Below are 23,672 nucleotides of genomic sequence, written 5' to 3' on the forward strand. Positions count from 1 at the left end.
CTATAGGTTTTGTTTGCCGCCAAATAATAACCTTTCAACGGTTACTATTTTGTACTCCTATCAAAAGTAACCTCTCATAGGTTACTTTTTCAAAAACTCAATCGTAATCACCACTTCTTAGCATTTGAACTGGAGAGTCTATGACCCTCACTCTATACTATAACTACTCAGGGCGAACTATAGAGGTTTACGATGAATAAGAATCTTGCATTCAAGTACCCAAAACTTAGTGACGTTCTCGACTCATTAGAATCCGATACTACAAGCTTTGACTATGCCGTTTCGAAAGATAACGAGTCCGATGATAAAATATATACATTTGAGACTCATCCTTTTTATTCGCAGGTTGGTGATCTAGGAGATCTTGAGATCCCTGATTCAGATATTTACTAATTAATATCGCCGCCTTTTAGTTGGCTTTGTAGCTTTTGAATTTCTAATAACAGTGCCTGATTCTCTGCATCTTTTTGCTCTGCGCTTTCTATCGCTTTTTGCCTTTCTAGCTCAAGGCGAGTTTTGTCTGATTCTAGTTGGTTAATCTTTAACGACTTTTTAAATGAATCAGTTTGTTGCATAGTTCTTTTACGGCTCGAAATATAGTCTTCTAGAGAGCCAGAGCTGCGGTGGGTCATTTCCTTTTCCATCTGAAGTGCAATTGCTGTTTCATTAGCACTAAAGCCTAGCTCTATTGCAGCGTCCAAATGTTTATCAAGACTATCTCCGGAAAATTTATGGCGTAATGAATAAATCGATTTACCTTTAGGCCAGCCAAGTTCTGTGGTGATTTCACTGAAGATCTTGCTGATATTCTCAGCGGTTAATGGTTGAAAGCTGTTGGGGTCTAAGAATAAATGACCTTCATAGTTGCCAGTATCAATGTTGGTGAGAAACTCTTCCAAATCATTCTCAATGAAATTCCTGACAGCGAGCACTGTAGAGAACCTAAAGCTCACTGGCATAGTATTTCCTTGCTTAGCCAGCTTTGGAACAATTGATAAACTATCTTGCTTGTTGAGGAAGAACTCTCTTTCGATGATTTCTTTAGAAAATTGAAGCCTACGATAGCTACTAACAGAAATCGGGCGGCTACCCGTTTCATTCATGATCTGCACAATTAGCAATAGTGACGCTCGCTCATAGCCCTCATATTCATTAATTATGTAATTGTTAAGTTCTTCTAGCTCATACTCACTTGCATCTTTTCTGTTTCGGCTTCTGGTATCACAATCTCTAAATAATTCTGGATAAAGTGAGTTATTGTTTGGCTTTTCATTTCTAGATACGGCGATTTCCTTCAAAAGTAATGATGATGTTATCTGATATGAAAACTTATTGGCCGGATCAAAACCAAGAATATTTGGGTGATATGTACCTTGCTTTTGTACCCAATGATAAAAGTTATAGATTGGCATCAAAAAGTCGCTATTGACCGTCTGTTTAGCAACGTTTTCATCACCTCGATATCGTGAATCTGTTGTCGTTTCTTTCAAGCAGAACGTCCTAAATTCCCTCATGCGAGAGTCATTCATTTCAAGCCAGCTTATTTTATGTTTACCAGAGTTCAAAAATTTAAATAATCGTCTGATAGCCTTTCGATAAGTGCGTATAGTTTTGGGGTTTCTATCCAGCTCAATGATAAAATCTGTAGGTGCCCAAAGAACCTCTCCGTTGATATCTTGGTAAACATAGTGGTCTTGACGATCATAGTGTACTTTTGTTTCAGTAATACCGTTACTCATCTGAAACCTCCAACTTTAGTGGAACACCATGATGCCTATTAGCGCTAAACTCTGCGGCATCAACCGTATTGACTAGTTGATTCCTATTACCGATAAATAACATCGACTCTCTAGATGCGTTTATACATGTGTAAAGCCATGATTTATCAATCAAATAGAAATTATCCAAAATAACTAAGGAATGAGTAAATTGATTCCCCTGAACTTTGTGCACCGTAATTGCATAACAAAGCGCAATACTTTCAATATCATCTAATGACAAATCAATACAATCACCACCAATGTCTATCTTCATCCAACACTCACGCCCATATGCAACGACAGGCTTTTCGTATACTTCTACTATGTTTGCTAACGTACCAACCGATACATCAATAAACTTATTAGGTTTGGCAAAAATAATTGGCTCCCCCGCGTAGAAAACAGATTCACCAATTTCTAGCTTTGCTACTTTTTTCCGGTCAAAACGAATCCGCTGAACTTGAGAATTTATGTCATCGCATAACTGAGGATTCGAACAAATGATCTTAGGTACATCACTTAACATTGAAGTCAATTCGAACCAAATATTGATTGTAATGGTACTAAGCATCTCGTGAGATTTATCTTTAGTATGGTACATACTTAGGCTTTGTTCTTTTGACACGTCAAATGCGGTAATAGCATCGAATACTGATGATGCAGTATTATTAAATAAAGAGTTAGAGATCCGTTGGATATCTGAATTCGATGTCGAACCGTAGACTTCAAAAAGCCCTGTAATCGCATCATGTTTTAAGTCAGCAGCCTGTTTGAGAAAAGCTCCCGGACCAATTGGTGGCAATTTGTATTTATCGCCAATAAAACAAATGTGAGCATTAAGAGGAACAACCTTTAATAGTTTATATAACGTTAACATATCAACTGAATTTGAATTTTCTATCAGTATAAGTGCTCCTGACAATGCGCCTTTTAGGTTTCGCTTTTTTGCCTGTGAAATGAAGCGATTAATAGATTCTCCCTTTAAATTAGGCAGTATATTGTCTCCATTACAAACAACTGAATTAACTCTCCAAACGTTAATACCATTATTAAGGCATACATCAATGATGATCTGGGATAGCAAAGACTTTCCTGTACCAGCTTCTCCTACAATAAAAGAAACAGGTCGATTAAAGGCATTACCTAATGCCTGTAACTGAAGAGGATTTAGTTCAACACTGTGGTGATCTAATATTGATAACGTTTCGTCAAACGCCAACGAATTCGTATCAAATAGCTGCTTTATCTTAGATAAACGCCTGTGAAGTAATGCATTAATTGCCTTTTCAATCGCCTGATGACCTAAGATTTGTATAGTGTCATTTTGTTTGTTGAAACAAAGTGTCTGAAAAGCACAGTCTTCAATTTCATTAAGTTCAAGCCCAATGCCTGCTTCAATCAGTTCAGCTTTGACTTCATTAGCAGGTAACGCCATATCACCGTTATTGCTATGTGCTGAATAAAGTAGTGATTCAACAAATGAAATAGCTCTACGCTTATCGTTTAAATTGATATCAAAGTTAGCTCTTACTTTTTTGTCTAGTGATTTCCATGTCCGCTTTGCAGCATTTACAGATGTTATAGGATAGAGCAGATATGGATTCTTTTTTATCAAGCTAATTGCGTCACGGCCTAGTAGTTGACGAGTACTTTCAACATACTCAACTGGTAATTTGTGTCGTTCAAAAAATAGATTTAATTCACTTTCACCAACAGCCTTAGCCCAACCATCACAAAGATTTTGAGCCATAACTGGTGAGATTTTTAGCTTTTTACAGTTAGATAACTTTTTAGCTGAGTAACTTTGTAAAACTGCAAATAAATCTTCACCAAAAGCGAGATTAAGTTTCTTCGTCCAATAGCTATTTATACCGACAAAATGGGCGTTGTAGATAAGGAAATCACAAAGTACCTCAGTTGAAATTTCTGCGTTGGGGTGCAGCTTTAAAGCCTCATCTACAATGAACTGTGAGCCATATTCTTTATCAAAGGAATAATCACCAGTCGCTCTCCAGATTTCTCCTGTTTGCGGGATTGACGTAATCGCACCGAATTCAGCCTTAACGACTATTTTTTCACGTGCAACCTTTAATAAAAATATAGATGAGATACCACGTTTATCTTGTGTATAGTGCCGAACTAAAGTGACTACGCCTGTTAATTGCTTAACATCTTCGTGAAATGATATATTGCTTATTTGCATCACACGTCACCGTCATCCAAGTAAAGCTTTGGAATATACCGACCTGTTGCCAACAAAAACTCTTCTGAAGCCAGATCTAATTGAATAGAGTTAAGCTGGGTCTCTAATGCCTTAACTTTCAATTCAAGCTCACTATTTGAAACCATATTTTCTACATTTTCTTTTGCTGAATTTTCTTCTTCAACATCATCAGGTAGTTCAATCTCAAGCCCGTTTTGTTTTCGAACTAGCTTCTCTATTGGACCATCAGGAGCAAATAACTTTTGTAGATCTTCATTCGTATCAAGCGTTGATTTAGGCACATTATGCATTTTGAAAATTTGAGTCTTGTTAACCCGACCTTGATACAAAGGGATAACAGGCGAAGTATTTAACCAATCTGCTATCTTTTTAGCATTCTGTTTACCGATATCTTGAGAAGACTTTCTGCGCTTATTCACCATGATTTACTTCCCCGGAAAATCAATAATAGAGGTGCTCTCGTCAGCATTTTCGTAGTCGATACCATGTTCGTCTAAAAGCTTTATTAGTTTTGCATTTTCGATGCTAAGTTGCTTGTTCTTTAGATCAGACTGCTTAAGTTGTTTTTTCTTCAGATCAAGCTGAGATTTTATAGACACGTGTACACTTTCAATCTGGTTTTCTAACGTGCTGTTTTCGTCCTCTAAGTGTTTGTTAGTCAATCGAAGTTCAATTAGTTCATACGCTAACCCCTGATGATTCGCTTCAGAAACTTTCAGTTTTTCTTCTAGCTCTTGTAGGGCGTTCTTTTCTTTAGTGTTGGCTTGCAGCTTGGCCTTAAACTTCAGCCTTTCCCAAAGGTTAAGCCTATTTTTATCGCCATAGATTCTTAGCTTTAAACTCGTTGGTATTGCATCCAGAGACTTTGCAGACGTTGTAAATGGCGGAATATCATATTGCTTAACAACTTCTTTGCTATTTTGTTTACCATTCCAGTTTCTTAGTCCTGTAGGGCTGCTAGGGAAGAACTCAAGGACGTATTTTCCTTTGTTATCAACCTGCTTGTTACCATTAACTATTACAAAGGGGATTCCCTCGCTTGCCCACTTTTCAAGTATTTCCACTTTTTTTTCAATACGCTCAAAAGCTTCTTTTTGTTGGGGATCTTGGTTGTGATTTATCTTAGACATTAGGTTGCCCCCCTTTGAAAATACTCTTACTTCTTTCCATTGTACGTTCATGGCTTTCAATCAAAATCTCTAAATTAGCGCTTTGTTCCTTAGCTCGCATACGTTCAACGGGGAGCGTCAAATAATCAGCTTGTACTGCCTTTAGTGCGATTAAGTCTTCTTTCATGATATTAAGCTGGGTTCGTTTTACTTCTTGGTATGCACAACCCTTACATACAGATGGTTCACAAGGAGCCTTGTGCTTTTTAGCTTCTCCCTCTTTTTTATGGCAAGTAGCATGGGGTTTAGGCTTGTGTTTATGACCCCTAGCATCAAGTACTTGAGCCATTTCATTACTTTTTTCTTCGTCAGGTAATTCGCTAAAGCCTTTACCGTACTTGTCTTTGGTATAGTTGTTGAACCTCACACTCTTTTGCAAAACGCGGTAAACCTTTTTCAAATAAGAAGTATATTTACCTGCCATTTCTTCGGTGCCCATAAGTAAAGCCAGAATGTCTTTTGCCGTTGTTTCAACACCTACTTCAGCAATGATTTTATCTAGAGCCTTATTTTCTTCTTTTATCGCAATGGTTGATTCAGCTTTCTCATTTCGAGTCAGCTTGGTTTTATGATGAAGTTGCTCATGCGTTTCTCTAGCGGCAGGCTCCGTTACATAAACAGTTGTTTCTTCGGGATCAACATGTCCTAGCTGGTGACATAATGCTAGTAAGTCTGCGTTTTTATACTGATAATGGTAAATAACAGCGTAGATACGTCTGAATGGGTGGCTTGACATGTCCACTTCAGCATCATCTAGCACCATTTTTAAAAATGCATTGCCAGTGATCTTTGAATCTTTTCCCTTATTAAAATGATATTTATAGTGTTTAAAGTTTCCTTGATCATCAATTCGAAAACTTGGCACATTAAACAAACCGTCAACATCAACAGCGCCCCATGCTTTTTTCAATTTAATTAAGCATTGAATTGCTTTAGTGCTACCGTTGTTAGTTGTGTACCAGCGTCGCTCACCATTTTTCTCGTTATAAAAGCACGCTTGATACCAATTGAATTTTTTATCTTTACAGCGAAAGAACTCTTCCGTAATGCCAATAAGAGGGTGCTGAACTTCGGCTTGTCTTCTTGCGTTGTAAGTTTGCAATATGACATAGCATGCGGTCATCAATAACGTGATTACTTCGGTTACAGAGAACGCCTCAGAATCTTTATCTGAAGCGGTTAAACTCGATTTGTGAATTTCAATACCTAGCAGTTTTTCAAGCTCTTTAACTTTTTTCGAACTAACTAAAAACTCTGGAAATCTACCTTCAGTCAGTGTTCGATGGCGAAGCCCTTCATCAAGGTATTGATTTTTTAAGTTGGTAATTTCATTTACTAATGAAATTATTTTGGATGAATATTCGTATACCCAAAGGTGTGAACCGCCTAATAGATCAACAACATGTTCTAAATCCAAATTTTTTGTGCGACCAGCAACTTTACCTAGTTTTTTAGAAAGCTGGTTGGGGTTAGGAAAAGGAATAAACTGCATCCGATCTTCATTATCTAGTTTTGCAAACCTATTCCAAGTACCAAACCAGTTATTCAAAGATTTAACGGCTGGTTGAGAAGGTGCAGATGCGCCTTTGGATGCTAAACGAGCACCGAATTTAACTCCCTTTGATTTTAGGTGTTCTGTTACTTTTTTGTAAACGCTGGTTGGAACTTGATTTTCTAGACTAACCGCACCGATACATTGGGCAATCTTAGGTACTCTTATACTAGTTACTTTAGAGTTTTCGGTATTACCGTCTTTGATTAAAAATGGCTCTAGTTCGTCATTCTCGATTAACAAATCGACAAATGAATTAACTCGTTCATGCAAGGCTAGCGTTGCTGGAATACCACCTTCTTTGAGCGTTACTTTCATCTTATCGATTTGCTTTTGATTTACACCATTTAGTACGAGATGACCATGTAAGCACATATATTCAATGAATTGCGCTGCAACGTTAACTTGCGACATTATCCCTGTTTTTACAAATGTCGGCGTATGTTTAGCTCTGTTTGCATAGATATCGACGATTTCAACAAGCGCTTTGGCATAGTCAGGGTAAACCAAGATAGGCACTGGGTGCTGCCACCCCGCAGCACCGGGAACCCATATATCACGTAGATCTACAGAGCCTTTTTGCACTACCGTTTCATTGGCTTTCGCGCCAGTGATCTTTGCATGATAATGTAAAACAGTACCTTCAATAGAGAGCTTTTCATCTGTAACTTGCAACAGTTTTGCATTTTCTAAAAGCAGGTCGTCATGCTCTTCCAGTATCTCTTCCGGCTTTATGTCTTCTAAGAACTGGTACTTAAGATTACTGTTCATTTTCTAATCTCCCTTTAGCGTCTTTGAACATTAGAGGATTGGATAACTCTACATACTTCACTAAACCAAACGTAAATCGCATGTCAGGTGCTATATACTCATCAAAATACTCTCTACCATGCTTTGCCAGCAGCACCTCACCACGTGCTATGTAATAAGCCTGATGTCGCAGAGTTCGTACAAATTCATCAACACCTAGTTCTACGCGATTGAACTCACATCCTTCTCCTGAATGGCATTTTCGACCTTTACAAATGCTATCTTGCTTAGATTTATCAACAGCAGCGAAGATGTCTGTGCATGATGAGCCGTCTGCTAAAATGAACCAATCTGGCAATTCTTCTTTATGGTCTGCTGGTGCTACGATTAAATCTTCGTCAATGTTGTTGCGATCTAAGCCGTATTTCTCTATTGATGTTTCTTTATGTCTAAACTGGACGGTTGTCTCAAATTTTCGCTGAAAGTCAGCATTGTTGGCTTCATATTCAATCACGGCGATAGGGTGCGTTAGATAAGCAGAAGTGACTCTACTGCTTGCATGATTCCGTTCTCGTTGTGAATTAACCAAGCTACCGTCGATACCTTTTCTAAGGTTCATTTGATGTTTGGCTAATAACTCCATCCGGAAATATGGAAGGGTGTAGTGATCACGCAGCCTGTCTATAATAGCTGCCGATAGGAAATTTAGTTTTGTCGAACCCGGAGTATCCCAAATACTATCTGGTTGAAAGTCCATTCGTATCATGTTGTCATGATGTTGGATAAGAAAGCTGATCACCTCACGAATTTCTCTTTCATGTGGCTCAATCGTAACGGGCGTAGTCTCTTTACCTACTTTTTCTTTGAAGCCAGCAAGTACAAAAGGTCCTTCTGGCATTTGCTCTGGCAAATTTGCACGAGTCAATGTAGCTATTACATCTTTATTCCAAGTGGTTCTGATAACTAATCTTATAAAGCACACAAGAAGAACATTTTTAGGCAAAAATATGCCTGACCAAAAGAAATCTCTCATACCTGTACTTGAGTTAGGAAACCAGTGTTTCACATAAGTCGGGATTAACTCAGATTTTTGAGAGCAGTAAATTGAGCCTGATATGCCAATGGATAGTTGATGTCGAAGGTAAGCCCCTATCACAACTTCATTTGTAAATTCCTTTCTGATGGAACTCGCTTGTGACTTTAAAATCAACCGACCTTCGTCAACCTGATTATCTTTAACTAGAACAGTAACTTCTTCTGGGATATCTTTGATGTGAACCCCATTTTCGTCTTTTTCCGTATAAGTGTTAAAAGTAGATACAAGCTGTTTATAACATTCAACTTCTTTCTTACACGCATTTAGTATCTGGTTAATTGGCTTTTCAAAGTACGCTTGTACACTTTTTCTTAGCTCTGACAGCGATTGTTGTTGGTTTAAAATAGGGCTGGGTAAGACATCGCCATTCTCATCTACAGGCTCAATTAGTTTTTGAGCATTCATTTCATCAGAAGCGCTAAACCGAGATTTGAAACCACAGTTTTTTATATCAATCAGGCCGTTGATTTTACCCGCGTGATTACTTAAAAATGTTCGTAGACTTTGGCTTCTAGGTGCTTTTAATTGTATATCTTGCTCATCGATGATGTCTTCAAGTTGAGCAAAGCCCAACCTGAAATCCCGCTGCTCTAGGTCAGATAAAGGGCTGATAAGGATATGCCTTACTTGCGCTGACTCTAATGATGTATCTACGACATAGCCTAAAGTTCGCTCTATGTCAGATAAAGATATGGCAGGCATCGGCGTGGTTTTTGTGTACGTTTGTAGGTTGTTCAACGCCGTGACTAGCACGCTATTTAATTTTAATAAGGGGGTTAATTTGGTCAGGTTAAACTCGACGGTAACATCACTCTTTTTACCGTTAACTTTGGAATACCCTTGAAAAGCCATAGTTTTAACTTTTTCTTTTACATTGATAGTCGAATCAATCTCAAAATCGTTTAATAATTTTCCACTTTGAGTTGGGATATCACATAAGTTCAGAAAGTCACGAATAAGGCGTAGCTTTTCTTGTTTCTTGTCTGGGAAGTGTTTGGTGATTAATAGCTCTAGATCTATTAAACCCTTGGAAACATTATAAGTAATCAAGTCTTCGGGTTTTTTAGCTAATAATAGTCTCGCGTCACTATATCCCCCTTGCTGAAGCAGCATCAAGATTTCTATTAGGTCAGTTACGCTGTCCGTATCGGCAGCGCTGTTTACTGATATTTTTTCGAACTGATTAAAACAAATCTCGCCTACACTTTCCAACGGCAGAACCAATGGTAGTTGAAATGAATCTACAATATGCTCATTGCTTTTACATTGTATTATGAAGCGTGGCTTAAATTTTAACTGACCTGAGCTGTTGAAGTTGGTTTTGAAGAGGTCTTTCGCTTTATTTAGCTCAGGAGCGGTTAGTCCATGATCAAATAGTTTCTGTCTAAACAGTGTACTTAGCTGATTCAACTTTCTATTTGGCAATGCCTTATGTAAGCATTTCTCAAAATCGATTAGTGCATCGTTAATTTTATTTGGGGTTAATAAGTTTAAGGGACTGTTAAGTAATATTTTTATTTCAGAATATTCAGGCCACTGATCAATTTCACGTAATAATTTTTTTAAGCCCGCAATGACTGAGTATTCAAAGGGGGCTTCTTTTGATGCGTTTTCTAAATTGACCAGAAGATTGTGTAAAACCGAATCGTTAACAAATAGATTTGGGAAGGTATCGGGATCAATAACGGCAAATTTTGTTTGATTTCTTACATAGACGGTAAAAAGGTCGATGTTAGGGTTTTTCTTAAAGTCTACATTTGTTGATAATAGTGTTTCATAAGCTAATTCTGATGCATTGAAGCCACTTTCTATGGGAGCACTGAATGAATTGAAAAAGTTTCTGACTGCGGTGCTGTAACTTTTGGCTCTGCTCAAAGGAAAGCTGTTTATTAATGCTAGCTCAACTGACTTGTAACCTTGGATTAGATCTGTGATGGTTATAGTTTCTGGTTTACGCACTAATAAATGGATTAATGCTTGGTGCTCTTCTTCGTCAGCTTTTATCAGTTGCAGTAACTTTGATATCGCTAATCGTAAATTGTAATGCGCAAGAGAAGAGCTTTTTTCGTTTTCATCATCCCATTTTGAGCAGATTAAACAATGTTGTAAAAAGCTACCTTTTGGGGCTAAGCTTTGGAAAATTGCATTGTCGATGTTGAGGATGCTTTTATTGTTATAGTTTTTCATGGACTGACTTAGGTATACCTTAAAAAATTCATCGACTTTCAGAATGGTTAATGTAAATTGTAGCATTTAATCGGTCGGTCGGTGTGTCTATTTATAATTTATAATACCTAAAAACTCTGCTGGCTATGGCTTCTGCCTTAGAACTTGTCATTGAACGCAACCAATATGACAAGATTATTGTGACCAGAAACACGCCAGAAATTGCCGAATCTATTGGTTTTTTACCGGGCACGGAAGAGGAAAAAATGGGACCTTGGCTTGCGGCAATTACTGACACACTTGAAGTGTTGCACAAGAATGATGTTAACCCATCCGGAAGTATGAATTACATTATGGAGAAGGCGAACGTGCAGATGAAGTCAATTAACTTCATGCGTGGTCGGTCGATTCAAAATGCAGTGGTATTACTGGATGAGTGCCAAAATTTAACCGCTTCACAATTGAAAACAATGATCACACGCATGGGAGAAGGTACTAAATTAATTTGTTGCGGTAACTTAGCACAAATCGATTCCAACTACTTAACTCCAGTAACTTCAGGTCTTACTTATATTGTTGAGAAGTTTAAAGACTTTGATGGCAGTGCAAATATTTACCTAAATGGTGTCGTTCGTTCACGTCTTGCAGAGTTTGCTGAAGAACAGCTGTAGTAAGCAAAATAAGTTGATACTTCAATCTTGACTTGTTGGAGTATCAACTAAAATAACTTGCCCTAAGTGAACCCATTTATCCCCATATGCGCTATTTTTATCAGAGGTGAAGGTGACTTCATAGAGACTTTCGTTTTCATGACTACTCGTCAGTGGCTGCAATTTAAACTTATAGTCTTCTTCAACTTTTTGGCATGCTTTGGAAGTACTCGTATCATCATGAGGCTTTGACTTCATTTTTTTGACCTCATGAAACTTATGAAGTGCCACGGTTCTAAGTTGTTCAGCTTGATTATCAAGTAAGTGACCGTTTTGAGAAAGTTGCGTTACGGACCACTCAATATACCCATGATACTTGAAGCTGAGAAGTCCACGCAGTGCGAGTTGCACAGCTTGCTACTCTTCGTTGCCAGTGCTAACAATAGTTCACTATTGCCGCACACCGTCGCCTTGATTAACAAGTTGTGCATTCTCGCTGAAATCGAGTATCTTCAGGTATCATGGGTATAAAACTTTCAACCCCTTCGAGTTTTGGTGAACCTTGTTGGATTGCAAAGTGAATCATTTGCTTTTCAGCTTTGACTTCTTGAATATCTGTTTTAGCTTGTGTTCTGAGAGGGGAATAGGTTTGGGTGGAACCCATTGAAAAATATCGAGAGAGAAAAGCCATATCAAATACTTAAGTTAAGAACCTGTTGTTACATTTTATGTTGTTAAACTTGAATGTAAGGTGAACAATTTTTTATTTATATTAAATAATTATAAAAATAGTAATTTAATTATCTTTAGTTTTAATTTAATTGGTACTGATTTATCAGGTGGGTGTATGTATTCGCTTTTTAATTTAAGTTTTTACAATTTAAGATCAATTTTGATATAGGCTTCTAAACTTATTTACGATCATAGAGTTATTAGCACTTCGTATGTGACATCAAAATGTCAGAGGGTTATAATGCCAAGCGAACGTCATCCTGACTGGTAGTACAACAGGGACAATAAATGAAACCGACCGAACCTGTTCAGCAACTTACAGCACCCATTCAACGAAATTATAACCGAGCCGTTTTTTATACCTATATAGGTGTAATTGTCATGGCGTTATGGGTCGCCTGGGTGGCGTATGGCGAGCAAAAAGCACAGGTAATGAATGAACGTGAGCAGCAAATTGATCGCCACGTTTTACAAGTTGATTTATTATTAGAATCCAGTATTCGAGCCATAAAAAGTTTGCGGGATGTTGCGGTTGATTACTTAAAACGTGGTGAACCTGCTAATGATAAAACGCTGCCGAAATATGAAAAATTTGCTCAGAAAAACCAAGTTTTTTCTTTAGAGCCAGAATATTCTAAAGCGGGTAAATCTTTTACCAATATGGGGCAAATTACTGGCGTTGGCTCTTTAAAGCATCGAGATGAAAATTTTTATCGCGAATTACAGATGCTGTATGAGCTTTCTCTTTCTTTTCCTGTTGCGAAAGATACCGCACAAAAAACCTCAGCGATTTATTACATCTCAAAGCAAAAGATGATGTCGTATTATCCTTGGCCAAAGGATAGTAGTACCTTTCGTGAAGAACTCTTAAATCAAAAACAGTTCCAGCTCGTTGGACCCGAAATGAACCCTCAGCGGAGTGTCTCTTGGCGACCTGCATATGTAGACTCAACTAATAAAGGATTGTTAACGACGCTGGAAGTCCCTATCTATGATAATGATAGCTTCATGGGTTCCATCAACTTAGATATGACTTTGGCTGAACTTTCCAAACAGATCCGTTTGTATTTTAAAATGCCAGGCACGGTAATATTGCTCGATCAAAACAACAATGTACTGTTCCACAGTGACATTGATTCTAGCGATATGACTCGGGTGTACCACATCAGTCAGCGTATCCCTGCTGAGTTGCATTCTTTATCTGAATCAGATCTTTTTGAAGCCCAAGATGGTTTTATCAGTAACGGTTATTATATCCACTCTGTTGCTTTGCATAATGCGCCGTGGCGTTTGCTGTATTTGCAGAGCGTGGATGATATGTTTAACGATGCATGGAGCAAACTACAACAAACTTTTTTCCTTGTTGTGCTTGCGCTGTCATTGTTGGTGACCATTGTTCATTGGCAAACACGACGATCCTTTGTTACACCTGCTTCACAGCTGCTTTCTCATCTTGAGGGTTGTTCACAAGAACCGTTACCAGTGCCTTCAAAAACCACGCCAGGTTGGATGCCTTGGTTCCAATTAGTGAGTCGAATTTTCGAAGAAAATCAGCAATACACTCATCACTTAGCTGAGCAAAACAAACGTTTAGATAAATTGGTTGCCATACGAACAGAAAAACTCAAAGAAACAACCGAGCGACGTGAGCGAGAGTACGCATTGCTCCGCTCTTTGATTGACTCGATACCAGAAGCGATCATTTTCAAAGACAAAGAAGGTAAGTATCTCGGTTGTAACAAAGCGGCTGAGCGCATGTTGGGGTATACCGAAAACGAGCTGATTGGGCAATCATCTGAGACTATGACTCACCCAGAATTGGGTGATCGAATTCGTGCTGAAGATGAGCAGATATTAAAAGATAAAACTCCGCTGCGTTATCAAGAGAAAATCGAACTCGCAGGGAAATCAGTCTTATTAGATACTCTAAAACTTCCTTTCTATAATCGCCGGGGTGAATTGCTTGGTTTGATTGCAGTATGGCGTGATGTCACTCATGAGTATGAAAGCGCAGAACAGTTGCGTTTATCTGAAGAGCGTTATCATTTGGCCATGGATGCAGTAGAAGATGGTCTATGGGATTGGTATCTGGATTCTGAGCAAATCATCTGTAATCCAGCCTTTTTCACCATGATAGGCTACCAACCTGATGAATTTCCGGCTTTATTATCGACCATTGACGATATGATCCACCCGGATGATAGGCAACGCGTCCAGGAGTATCGCTCCCAGTATCTTTCCGAGCCTGACTCAGTCTACGAAATTGAGTTCAGAATGTTGGGTAAAACGGGTATGTACTTCTGGTTATTATCTCGTGGGCGAGTGGTTGAATTTACAGAATATGGGCATCCTAAGCGTATGGTGGGTACCCATAAAGACATCACTCGACAGAAGATTAATGAAGTTGCGTTATTAGAAGCCAAGCAAGACGCAGAGTCTGCCAACCTATATAAAAGTGAATTCTTGGCAAATATGAGCCACGAAATCCGTACTCCAATGAATGCCGTTATTGGTATGTTGGAGTTGGCGCAGCGAACCACTCTCACTGAGCAACAGCACGACTACCTAACTAAAGCGGGATTCTCAGCCCAATCATTGCTTCGTATTATCAATGACATTCTTGATTTCTCTAAGATTGAAGCGGGTAAGCTTGAGCTTGAAAAAGTGCCGTTTGCGCTTGATAAAGTGCTCGATCACGCCCTTGATTTAAATGTATTAAAAGCCCAAGAAAAAGACGTTGAAATGTTACTTTATGCGCCCGTTACCGCAGGCTTAACCTTGAAAGGTGATCCACTGCGTTTGGGACAAGTGCTCATTAACTTGCTTTCTAATGCAGTGAAATTCACTCAACACGGTGAAATCGAATTAGGTTGTGAAGACGTTGGTGAAAGGGATCATCGTATAACGCTACAATTTTGGGTGCGTGATACAGGTATTGGTATTGATAAAGAGAAGCAAGCGCAATTATTTGATGCTTTTGCTCAAGCTGATGGTTCAACGACGCGCCAATACGGTGGAACAGGCTTAGGGTTATCGATTAGTCAACATTTGGTTTCAATGATGGGGGGGAAACTGCAAGTTCAAAGTGAGCCCCATTTGGGCAGTACTTTCAGCTTTACAATAAGCTTTGAAATTGCAGAAGAAACTAAGCAAATACCGCTGATTGTGCCATCTAAGCTGAATAACATTAAAACCTTAGTGGTTGATGATAACCCAACAGCGCTGCAAATATATTCGACGTTAATGAGAGATTTTCATTTTGATGTTGATACTGCAGAAAGTGGAGTCGAAGCACTGTATAAGCTCAACGAAGAGCCGGTTGATTTGCTTTTGATCGACTGGATGATGCCAGAAATGAATGGCGGACAGGTGATTGAAGAGCTTCAAATGATGGTTGAAGAAGGCCGAATCGATAACATGCCGAAGATCATCATGATGACAGCGTATGCGTCAGAGCCTATTCAAGGTGAAGTTGATGAATCCAAGGTGTCTGCATTTTTACAAAAGCCTTTTAAAGCCTCTGCTATATTTGATGAAATTATCACGGCATTTGCGGATGAACCTGTGACTAATGATAACGAGGTTATCCAAGAAGAATACGTTGAGTCTGCAAAAGCAAAGATACTACTCGTAGAAGATAACTTGATTAACCAGCAGGTCGCATCTGAGTTATTGAAGAGTGCAGGTTATCAAGTTGAAGTTGCAGACAATGGTCAAATTGCGCTAGATATGATTGCAGAGCAGACGTATTCAGCAGTTCTGATGGATATTCAGATGCCTGTTATGGACGGTTTAACAGCGGCAAGAACATTAAGAGAAACATTCGACCATGAACAGCTTCCTATCATTGCCATGACCGCACACGCGATGTCTGGAGATAGAGAAAAAAGTCTATCGGCTGGCATGAACGCACATATCACTAAACCTATCGTTCTCACCGAATTATTTGAAACTCTGGAAGAGTGGATCAGTTAACCTAAGTAGCCATATCCTTTTTAAATTTGAATGAAGGGTATGGCTTCAAATCATAGTTGCCTATTTTTTCTCAGGTAGGCATGATAAAGCAGCAATATTGTATAAAATAACAAGGAGATAGGATGAGATCCTACGTTGCTGCGTTTTCACTTTCCCTACTTGCGTTCTCAACGACCAGTTTTCCTTTATTGGCTGCACAGAACCCCGTTTCAACAATGATTGAATCAAGCCAACAACATAATGGATTTATGAACCTGTTTTATGACGATAAATCAGGGGATGTCTTTATGGAAATTAAGGCACTTAATAAGCCGTTTTTAATGGTTACCAGTTTGCCTCATGGTGTAGGCTCGAATGATATTGGCCTCGATCGTGGTCAGCTGGGTCAAACTCGAATGGTGCAGTTTGAACGTTATGGCCCCTATCTTATTTTAAAGCAGCTGAATACCGATTACCGAGCTAATACTCACAATAAAGCTGAACAACGGGCGGTAAAAGAAGCGTTTGCAGAGTCTATCCTATGGCGAGGAAAAATTGAGTCAGAATCTAAGCCGCTGGTAAAATTGAACGACCTTGTTTTGAAAGATTTTCATGGCATAGAGAAACGTTTATTGGCGACCAAACAGGGGAACTATAAGCTGAACTCGTCAAACTCATTAGTTCTCCCCAAAGGCATTAAGTCATTTGAAAAAAATGCAGATATTGATGTTCTACTGACTTATAACACCAATAAAGCGGGAAAATATGCGCAAAGTGTAACACCAGATGCGAATAGTATTTCTATCCGCAAACGTTTTTCGTTTGTTGAGCTACCTGACGAAAATTACAACATCAGACAATACAACCCAAACAGTGGCTTTTTTGCACAAACCTTTATGGATTACGCCCAACCTGTTAATCACAACATTGTGCAGCGTTACATTGTGCGTCATCGTCTGCAAAAGAAAGTACCAGGGGCAGCTCCAAGTGAGGTCGTAAAACCCATTACTTATTACCTCGACCCAGGCGTGCCTGAGCCAATTCGAAGTGCCTTGTTAGATGGTGCTCGCTGGTGGGAGCAAGCATTTACTGATGCAGGTTTCATCAATGGGTTTCAAGTTAAGCTATTACCTGAAACTGCCGATCCACAAGATATCCGTTATAACATGATTCAATGGGTGCATCGCGCAACCCGTGGTTGGTCTTATGGTGCAGTGATCAGCGATCCTAGAACGGGTGAAATCATTAAAGGCCATGTAACGCTTGGCAGCTTGCGTGTGAGGCAAGACTATCTCATCGCTAAAGGATTGACGGCAGGCTGGAAAGACAGAGAGGCAGCTGAAAAAGCCTCAATGGATTTAGCACTTGCTCGTATCCGTCAGCTTTCCGCCCATGAAGTGGGTCATACCTTAGGTATTGAACATAATTTTGCGGCATCAAGTCATAATAACGACTCAGTGATGGACTACCCACATCCTTATATTTCATTAAAAAATAGTGAAATAGATATATCAGAACCTTATGGAACCAGTTTAGGTGCATGGGATAAATGGGCCGTAAGTTATGGTTATGGAGAATACGATAAAGGGCAATCACCAAAGGTTATTCAGCAACAGCAAATTGAGTCAGCGCAATCTCAAGGTATTCGTTATATCGGCGAAGCCGATTCTCGTTCTGCCAATGCTGCTCATGTTTATGCTAGTTTATGGGATAACGGCGACAACGCCATTGATGAGTTAGAGCGCATGCAAAAAGTGCGACGTGTTGCTATCGATAACTTTAATCAAAACGCATTAACTGAAGGTGCCGTTCAAAGTGAACTCATTGATGCATTTGTACCAATTTATCTGATGAGTCGATTTCAAATTCAAGCAGCGGCTAAATGGATAGGTGGTGTCGATTATAGAACCGAAGATGATAGCGCTTGGGCGTTTGTTAAACCTAAAGCGCAGAAAAATGCACTGGATGCATTGTTGAACATGCTTAAACCATCAGAGCTCACTGTTCCGCAAACATTGCTTGAAACGTTTATTCCTAAGTCGGGTGATTACAGGCCAACTCGTGAAAGCTTTGCATCTTCACTAGGCAATTTAGCTGATGAAACCGGAATGGCTGAAGTATTGAGCCGTCATGTAGTTAAAAATCTATTACAACCTGCTCGATTAAATCGAGTCAATCAGGCGTCAACGAAACAAAGTAAGTCATTATCTGTTGATGATATTTTGGAGCAATTAACTAAATCTACCCTACTTAAAAAACGTAATACAACCCACACACAAGCAATTTGGATGCGTACTAATGCAGTAGTCATTGATGAGTTATTGGCGAGCATACACAACCCTAAGTCTTCATTTGAAGTAAAAGGAGTCATTGCAAAAAAGCTATCTTACTTAGAAGACAAGCTAGAAAGCAGAGCAAAACGAGCAAATGAAAGCCAAGAAGCTCATTATTTGTGGTTAAAAGAAGGCATTGAAAAAGGGCAAAAAGATAAAGCCTTTCGCCTAATTGAAAAGCCTTTGCCTATGCCACCTGGATCGCCGATTTAAAACTTGTAATCCGATAATAAGCATTGCACTTTATTTGGGTGTGGTGCTTAATTATTCATGGAGATTGGTGTTGTGTTTTCTTTTGAATTGAGCGAGCTATTTTAAGGTTGGTGGCATAGTTAATCTTGCTGTTGATTTGAATGTTCGTAGTTATCCCCTTGCTGTCACCAAAAAAATATCTGTCGTATGATTGCTTTTATCGTAGTTGTTTTATGTTGGTGCGCTTTTGGTTTTATGAGTAATATTAGTTATTTGTGACATTATATGTGGTTTTGGTTGGGGTTATATAGAAATGTTGTAGTTGAGTTAACTGGGGTGGTCATATCCATTAGACCACGTCAGGCAAGCACCAGCCCCCTTATAGGAGGCGAAAGGCAAAGCCACTTTCTAAGAAGGTGGATTCTTTAACTCATGATGTTATCTTTCATTGCGAAATTTTCCATATAAATAAAGCATATGACGAAGAGGTGATGACCGAAAAGTTGGTGGTTCGTTCAGTAAATATTAAGGACACTAAATATACGCTGTTCATAATAATACATTAACAATTAATCTGAATTCGCTATTAGATGCGAACATCATAATTATAATTTGATAAGGATTAAAAATGGCTGGTGTAACACCTAAAACCGACCCTGAATTTTGCACAATGTATGAAGTTTGTGAGCAAAATGTATTGGCACGTGATGCTCCTTCAAAAAATCCAAAGGCTCAAGAATTCAGAGATAAAGGAATGCTTAGAGTGGACTCTTTAATGTTTCATAAACATTTTAGTTATGGTGACAAAGAGTATTCGGTAAGGTTAGAACAAGTTAACTTTGTAAAAGAAGGACATGCACAAGTTACCTTTGTAAAAGAAGGAACTACTGCTAAAGGACATACATACAGTTTTGCAATCAAACAGAATCTGGATAGAGGGGCTGAGGCTGACTCTGAAGAAAGTAAACGAGTAGAAAAAAAGCTAGAAATGGTATTTAATGCTACCGCACTTGACAGATTACAACATTTTACGCCAGAAGGTAAAAAGAAACTACCTGCTGATATTTATCAAGCAATAGTTCGGTAGACTTTAAAGTTAGGGTATGAATCATAACTTGTCACATACTGCTTAAACATAGCAGGTAGGTTTGAACCGTTAATTTATATACTTGTACTACTGATACGTTTCGACAACACAAAACAAGCTACCCCCATCAAAATATTGGTTACAGGTAGTGCTAACAGCAGACCATGCACACCATAAACCACAGCGCCTAAATAAGCCATGGGTAACATCAACAAGAACAAGCGACTGACATTAATCACTAATGAGCTGACAGGGCGGTGATAGGCGTTAAGCACATTAGCAAAAAGAATAACTATTCCCAGTGGGCCGTAAGCCAGCGGTAATACCATCACATAAAAGCTTAACCATTTAATAACCTGTGGGTCTGAGCTGAAAATTTCAGCAATGGGTTTTGCCGAAAAGAACAGTGGGATATAAAGTACCGTTTGAAAAATAAAGATAAATTTAATTGCCAATTTTACTGCTTGCCTAGCGCGTTCTGGCTGGCCTGCACCAAGGTTTTGAGAAATAAAAGGCAGTAGACTGGATGATAAGGCCATCACCACAATTAACGCTAAAGATTCAATTCTAATCCCTGCACCAAAGGCTGCTACCGCAGCGTGATCAAATCTGGCCAACATGGCCATCAATACGGTATTAGCCAATGGGTTAATTAAATTCATTAACGCAGCAGGCCGAGCTATATGAGCCAATCTCGCCCAATTATGCCTCATTCTGTTCAAGCAAAACTCAGTCAAGCCCAGCAACTTTTTAGAAACGATAAGTATGTAATTGGAAAACCCAAAAGCGATGCCCCATGCAATAAGGGTTGCAATGGCAGCACCTTGAATACCGAGTTCAGTGAAAGGGCCAAGACCAAAAATAAGAACAGGATCCAGGATCACATTAATGACTGAGCTTAAAATCATAATCAATGCGGGTGAACGAGTATCTCCCGTAGCCCGAATTCCCTGATTTGCCACCATCATTACCACTAAGATCGGCGCCCCAAAGTACCAAATATGCAGATACTGTTTGATCAATTCAATATTGGTCGCCGTTGCCCCTAATACCTTAAAAAGTGGCTCAATAGTGAAGAAGCCAATCATCGCTAATACGAGGATAATTGAGAAGCATAATACTAAGGCATCATGCAAAAACACTTTAGCTTGAGATGTATCACCAGAGCCGATTAAACGGCCAAGGTTGGTCGAAACACCAGAACCAATACCAATGGCGATACTGGACATTATCAACGTTACAGGAAAGGTAAAGCTGATAGCCGCAAGTGCATCAGTGCCGAGCTTACTGATGAAAAAGGTATCGATTAAGTTATAACTGAGAACCGTAAAAATGCCGACAATATTAGGCAAGCTCATTTTAAACAGCACTTGAGCAATAGGTGCAGTCAGCAATCCATGTTTATCTCTCATAAAAACGTAATTCGTTACCTTAAGAAATGAAAAGTGATAGGTTGTTGGCAGATTTTAGCAAATAACCGCTTAAAAGGCAGTGAACAAGCTGATGGAAAGTCAAGATTTGGACTTTTTTTTAGCAGCGCACTTGGAATTTTGTTAATTGACCTTATATCTCAAACTAACTGAGGCGAAAGCCTAAATTAAACTGAACGTATAAGCCTAAATTACAGGCAGAAACTCGTTAGGAGAATCCATCAATGAATATTCGTCCATTACATGATCGCGTAATCGTAGAGCCGCTTGAAGTTGAATCAAAATCTGCGGGCGGTATCGTGCTGACTGGTAGCGCTGCAGAGAAATCATCTCGCGGTAAAGTACTGGCTAAAGGTAAAGGTCGTATTTTAGAAAATGGAAGTGTTCAAGCACTTGAAGTTGAAGTGGGTGATACGGTTATCTTCAACGAAGGTTCCGGTGTTAAGAAAGAGAAGATTGACGGTAAAGAAGTATTAATCATGTCAGAATCAGACATTCTGGCAATTGTTGCTGAGTAATTGGCATCTTTAAACCCAATTTAAGTATCAAACAGATTTAGAGGATATATAAACATGGCTGCAAAAGAAGTCTTATTTGGTAACGACGCACGTGGAAAAATGCTTAACGGTGTTAACGTTCTTGCAAATGCGGTAAAAGTTACTTTAGGCCCGAAAGGTCGTAACGTTGTTTTAGATAAAAGTTTTGGTGCGCCACTGATCACCAAAGATGGTGTATCAGTCGCAAAAGAAATCGAGCTAAAAGATAAGTTCGAAAACATGGGCGCACAAATGGTGAAAGAAGTTGCTTCTAAAGCCAATGATGCAGCCGGTGACGGTACCACTACCGCGACAGTGTTAGCGCAAGCTATCGTAACTGAAGGCCTAAAAGCAGTTGCGGCGGGTATGAACCCAATGGATCTCAAGCGCGGCATCGAAAAAGCGGTTAAAGCAGCAGTTGTTGAATTAAAAGAGTTATCAGAAGAATGCAGCGATGAAAAAGCCATTGCTCAAGTCGGTACAATTTCTGCAAACTCTGACGAAACAGTCGGTGAAATCATTGCTAATGCCATGGCGCGCGTGGGTAAAGAAGGCGTTATTACCGTTGAAGAAGGTCAAGCATTAGAAAACGAACTTGATGTTGTAGAAGGCATGCAGTTCGACCGCGGCTACCTATCACCTTACTTCGTAAACAAACAAGAAACAGGCAGCGTAGAGCTAGAATCACCATTCATTTTATTGGTTGATAAAAAGATCTCTAACATCCGTGAATTATTGCCATTACTAGAAGGTCTTGCGAAAACCGGTAAGCCATTGCTTATCATTGCTGAAGACGTAGAAGGCGAAGCGCTTGCAACTTTAGTTGTGAACAACATGCGTGGTATCGTGAAAGTGGCTACGGTTAAAGCACCTGGTTTCGGTGACCGTCGCAAAGCCATGCTACAAGACATTGCTATTCTCACAGGCGGTACTGTGATTGCTGAGGAAGTCGGCATGGAGCTTGAAAAAGCGACATTAGAAGACCTAGGTACGGCTAAGCGTGTTGTAATTACTAAAGACAATACAACCATCATTGATGGTACTGGTGAAGAAGAACAAATCAATGGTCGTGTTGCACAAATTAAGCAACAAGTTGAAGAATCAACGTCTGACTACGACAAAGAAAAACTTCAAGAGCGCATGGCTAAATTGGCTGGTGGTGTTGCGGTAATCAAAGTCGGCGCAGCAACTGAAATCGAGATGAAAGAGAAGAAAGCATTGGTTGAAGATGCACTTCACGCAACTCGCGCTGCCGTTGAAGAAGGTGTTGTTTCAGGTGGTGGCGTAGCACTTATCCGCGTTGCATCTAAAATTGGTGACGTAGAAGTGGCTAATGAAGACCAAAAACACGGTGTAGAAATTGCCCTACGTGCAATGGAAGCGCCACTTCGCCAAATCGCAACTAACGCAGGTGAAGAAGCGTCAGTTGTCGCCAACAACGTGAGAAATGGATCTGGCAACTACGGTTATAATGCAGGCAACGACACTTACGGTGATATGCTAGAAATGGGTATCCTTGACCCAACTAAAGTAACGCGTAGTGCATTACAGTTCGCCGCATCTATTGCTGGTCTTATGATCACCACTGAAGCGATGGTAACTGAAGAAGAGCAAGAAGCGTCTGCAGGTGCACCTGATATGGGTGGCATGGGCGGAATGGGTGGTATGGGCGGCATGATGTAATAAATCGTCGCTAAGCTTTCCCTTTTAAAGAAACCGTAAGTCATTGGCTTACGGTTTTTACTTATCTGTAATTGACTCTTTAATAATACTCAGTAGCGTAAATAAAAAGCGATTCAAGCTTTAAAAACCCTATTTATAAAGTGACTCGAATAAAGAGTTATCTTGATTGTAGTGCCATAATTATTTCGCTATAACGTACCGCTGACTGCGCCCGCCTGCGGCTGTCTTGGTTAAACCTAGATAAATCAGTTGATAAATGGCATAACACTACAACCTGATGTTTTTATAGGCCGAGTCTATGAAATTGCGAGGTTCTACCATTCACCCATTAGGTGAAGCTCCAAATACACAACTATCA

Annotated in this window: 15 protein-coding genes and 1 pseudogene; 7 read left to right on the forward strand and 9 right to left on the reverse strand. The window is 39.4% G+C overall.

The genetic code is table 11. From position 1 onward, the window contains the following. Window positions 1-192: 192 nt before the first annotated feature. A complete protein-coding gene (locus tag JQC92_RS10500) occupies window positions 193-393 on the forward strand; it encodes a hypothetical protein (RefSeq protein ID WP_204999619.1) in 201 nt (66 codons plus the stop codon). On the opposite strand, the gene JQC92_RS10505 is transcribed toward JQC92_RS10500, so the two are convergent. The 6 genes from JQC92_RS10505 to JQC92_RS10530 are packed head-to-tail and all read right to left on the reverse strand — an operon-like array spanning window position 390 to window position 10,738. Further along, the gene (locus tag JQC92_RS10505; protein WP_204999620.1) at window positions 390-1,739 is read right to left on the reverse strand and encodes a hypothetical protein; all 1,350 of its coding nucleotides are present in this window, start codon (window positions 1,737-1,739) and stop codon (window positions 390-392) included. The genes JQC92_RS10500 and JQC92_RS10505 overlap by 4 nt on opposite strands. Further along, window positions 1,732-3,963, reverse strand: coding sequence for an AAA family ATPase (locus JQC92_RS10510; protein ID WP_204999621.1), 2,232 nt, complete (start codon window positions 3,961-3,963; stop codon window positions 1,732-1,734). The genes JQC92_RS10505 and JQC92_RS10510 overlap by 8 nt, the downstream gene beginning before the upstream one ends. Next, complete coding sequence (locus tag JQC92_RS10515) at window positions 3,963-4,406, reverse strand: hypothetical protein (RefSeq protein WP_239480513.1); 444 nt, start codon at window positions 4,404-4,406, stop codon at window positions 3,963-3,965. The genes JQC92_RS10510 and JQC92_RS10515 overlap by 1 nt, the downstream gene beginning before the upstream one ends. Window positions 4,407-4,409: 3 nt before the next feature. Beyond that, window positions 4,410-5,114, reverse strand: coding sequence for a hypothetical protein (locus JQC92_RS10520; RefSeq protein ID WP_204999622.1), 705 nt, complete (start codon window positions 5,112-5,114; stop codon window positions 4,410-4,412). Next, on the reverse strand, window positions 5,107-7,476 hold the full coding sequence (locus JQC92_RS10525) for a hypothetical protein (RefSeq protein ID WP_204999623.1): 2,370 nt from the start codon (window positions 7,474-7,476) through the stop codon (window positions 5,107-5,109). Before JQC92_RS10525 ends, JQC92_RS10520 begins: the two co-directional genes overlap by 8 nt. Further along, window positions 7,466-10,738: a hypothetical protein gene (locus JQC92_RS10530; RefSeq protein WP_204999624.1), complete on the reverse strand. Its 3,273-nt coding sequence runs from the start codon at window positions 10,736-10,738 to the stop codon at window positions 7,466-7,468. The genes JQC92_RS10525 and JQC92_RS10530 overlap by 11 nt, the downstream gene beginning before the upstream one ends. A 110-nt stretch (window positions 10,739-10,848) precedes the next feature. Here JQC92_RS10530 and JQC92_RS10535 point away from each other — a divergent pair. Continuing rightward, window positions 10,849-11,388, forward strand: a pseudogene (locus JQC92_RS10535) (PhoH family protein); the annotation flags it as partial. A gap of 21 nt (window positions 11,389-11,409) precedes the next feature. Here JQC92_RS10535 and JQC92_RS10540 read toward each other — a convergent pair. Together JQC92_RS10540 and JQC92_RS10545 are read right to left on the reverse strand one after the other, a co-directional pair. Then, window positions 11,410-11,778, reverse strand: coding sequence for a hypothetical protein (locus JQC92_RS10540; protein ID WP_204999625.1), 369 nt, complete (start codon window positions 11,776-11,778; stop codon window positions 11,410-11,412). Window positions 11,779-11,842: 64 nt separating this feature from the next. Further along, window positions 11,843-12,058 carry a hypothetical protein gene (locus JQC92_RS10545; protein WP_204999626.1) on the reverse strand — a complete coding sequence of 72 codons (216 nt, stop codon included), beginning with the start codon at window positions 12,056-12,058 and terminating at the stop codon, window positions 11,843-11,845. Window positions 12,059-12,387: 329 nt separating this feature from the next. On the opposite strand from JQC92_RS10545, the gene JQC92_RS10550 reads away from it, so the two are divergent. From JQC92_RS10550 to JQC92_RS10560, 3 genes are all read left to right on the forward strand, one after another. Next, the gene (locus JQC92_RS10550) at window positions 12,388-16,074 is read left to right on the forward strand and encodes a response regulator (RefSeq protein WP_204999627.1); all 3,687 of its coding nucleotides are present in this window, start codon (window positions 12,388-12,390) and stop codon (window positions 16,072-16,074) included. A 122-nt stretch (window positions 16,075-16,196) separates the two neighbouring features. Then, window positions 16,197-18,599, forward strand: a complete 2,403-nt coding sequence (locus JQC92_RS10555) for a zinc-dependent metalloprotease (protein WP_204999628.1) — start codon at window positions 16,197-16,199, stop codon at window positions 18,597-18,599. 607 nt (window positions 18,600-19,206) lie between these two features. After that, window positions 19,207-19,665: a hypothetical protein gene (locus JQC92_RS10560; protein WP_204999629.1), complete on the forward strand. Its 459-nt coding sequence runs from the start codon at window positions 19,207-19,209 to the stop codon at window positions 19,663-19,665. Between the two features lie 74 nt (window positions 19,666-19,739). Here JQC92_RS10560 and JQC92_RS10565 read toward each other — a convergent pair whose 3' ends face one another. Continuing rightward, window positions 19,740-21,077: an MATE family efflux transporter gene (locus tag JQC92_RS10565; RefSeq protein WP_204999630.1), complete on the reverse strand. Its 1,338-nt coding sequence runs from the start codon at window positions 21,075-21,077 to the stop codon at window positions 19,740-19,742. A 242-nt stretch (window positions 21,078-21,319) separates the two neighbouring features. Between JQC92_RS10565 and JQC92_RS10570 the strand changes: the two genes are divergently transcribed. After that, complete coding sequence (locus JQC92_RS10570; RefSeq protein WP_204999631.1) at window positions 21,320-21,613, forward strand: co-chaperone GroES; 294 nt, start codon at window positions 21,320-21,322, stop codon at window positions 21,611-21,613. 54 nt (window positions 21,614-21,667) lie between these two features. Continuing rightward, complete coding sequence (groL, locus tag JQC92_RS10575; RefSeq protein WP_204999632.1) at window positions 21,668-23,314, forward strand: chaperonin GroEL; 1,647 nt, start codon at window positions 21,668-21,670, stop codon at window positions 23,312-23,314. Window positions 23,315-23,672: the final 358 nt, after the last annotated feature.

Source organism: Parashewanella hymeniacidonis (genome assembly GCF_016900895.1).
GTDB classification, from domain to species: domain Bacteria; phylum Pseudomonadota; class Gammaproteobacteria; order Enterobacterales; family Shewanellaceae; genus Parashewanella; species Parashewanella hymeniacidonis.

Excerpts from the sequence above, each read along its gene's own strand:
- JQC92_RS10500 (WP_204999619.1), top strand. The coding sequence starts at position 193 with ATGAATAAGAATCTTGCATTCAAGTACCCAAAACTTAGTGACGTTCTC.
- JQC92_RS10550 (WP_204999627.1), top strand. The coding sequence starts at position 12,388 with ATGAAACCGACCGAACCTGTTCAGCAACTTACAGCACCCATTCAACGA.
- groL (WP_204999632.1), top strand. The coding sequence starts at position 21,668 with ATGGCTGCAAAAGAAGTCTTATTTGGTAACGACGCACGTGGAAAAATG.
- JQC92_RS10530 (WP_204999624.1), bottom strand. The coding sequence starts at position 10,738 with ATGAAAAACTATAACAATAAAAGCATCCTCAACATCGACAATGCAATT.
- JQC92_RS10515 (WP_239480513.1), bottom strand. The coding sequence starts at position 4,406 with ATGGTGAATAAGCGCAGAAAGTCTTCTCAAGATATCGGTAAACAGAAT.
- JQC92_RS10505 (WP_204999620.1), bottom strand. The coding sequence starts at position 1,739 with ATGAGTAACGGTATTACTGAAACAAAAGTACACTATGATCGTCAAGAC.
- JQC92_RS10525 (WP_204999623.1), bottom strand. The coding sequence starts at position 7,476 with ATGAACAGTAATCTTAAGTACCAGTTCTTAGAAGACATAAAGCCGGAA.
- JQC92_RS10510 (WP_204999621.1), bottom strand. The coding sequence starts at position 3,963 with ATGCAAATAAGCAATATATCATTTCACGAAGATGTTAAGCAATTAACA.
- JQC92_RS10520 (WP_204999622.1), bottom strand. The coding sequence starts at position 5,114 with ATGTCTAAGATAAATCACAACCAAGATCCCCAACAAAAAGAAGCTTTT.
- JQC92_RS10570 (WP_204999631.1), top strand. The coding sequence starts at position 21,320 with ATGAATATTCGTCCATTACATGATCGCGTAATCGTAGAGCCGCTTGAA.
- JQC92_RS10565 (WP_204999630.1), bottom strand. The coding sequence starts at position 21,077 with ATGAGAGATAAACATGGATTGCTGACTGCACCTATTGCTCAAGTGCTG.
- JQC92_RS10560 (WP_204999629.1), top strand. The coding sequence starts at position 19,207 with ATGGCTGGTGTAACACCTAAAACCGACCCTGAATTTTGCACAATGTAT.
- JQC92_RS10555 (WP_204999628.1), top strand. The coding sequence starts at position 16,197 with ATGAGATCCTACGTTGCTGCGTTTTCACTTTCCCTACTTGCGTTCTCA.
- JQC92_RS10545 (WP_204999626.1), bottom strand. The coding sequence starts at position 12,058 with ATGGCTTTTCTCTCTCGATATTTTTCAATGGGTTCCACCCAAACCTAT.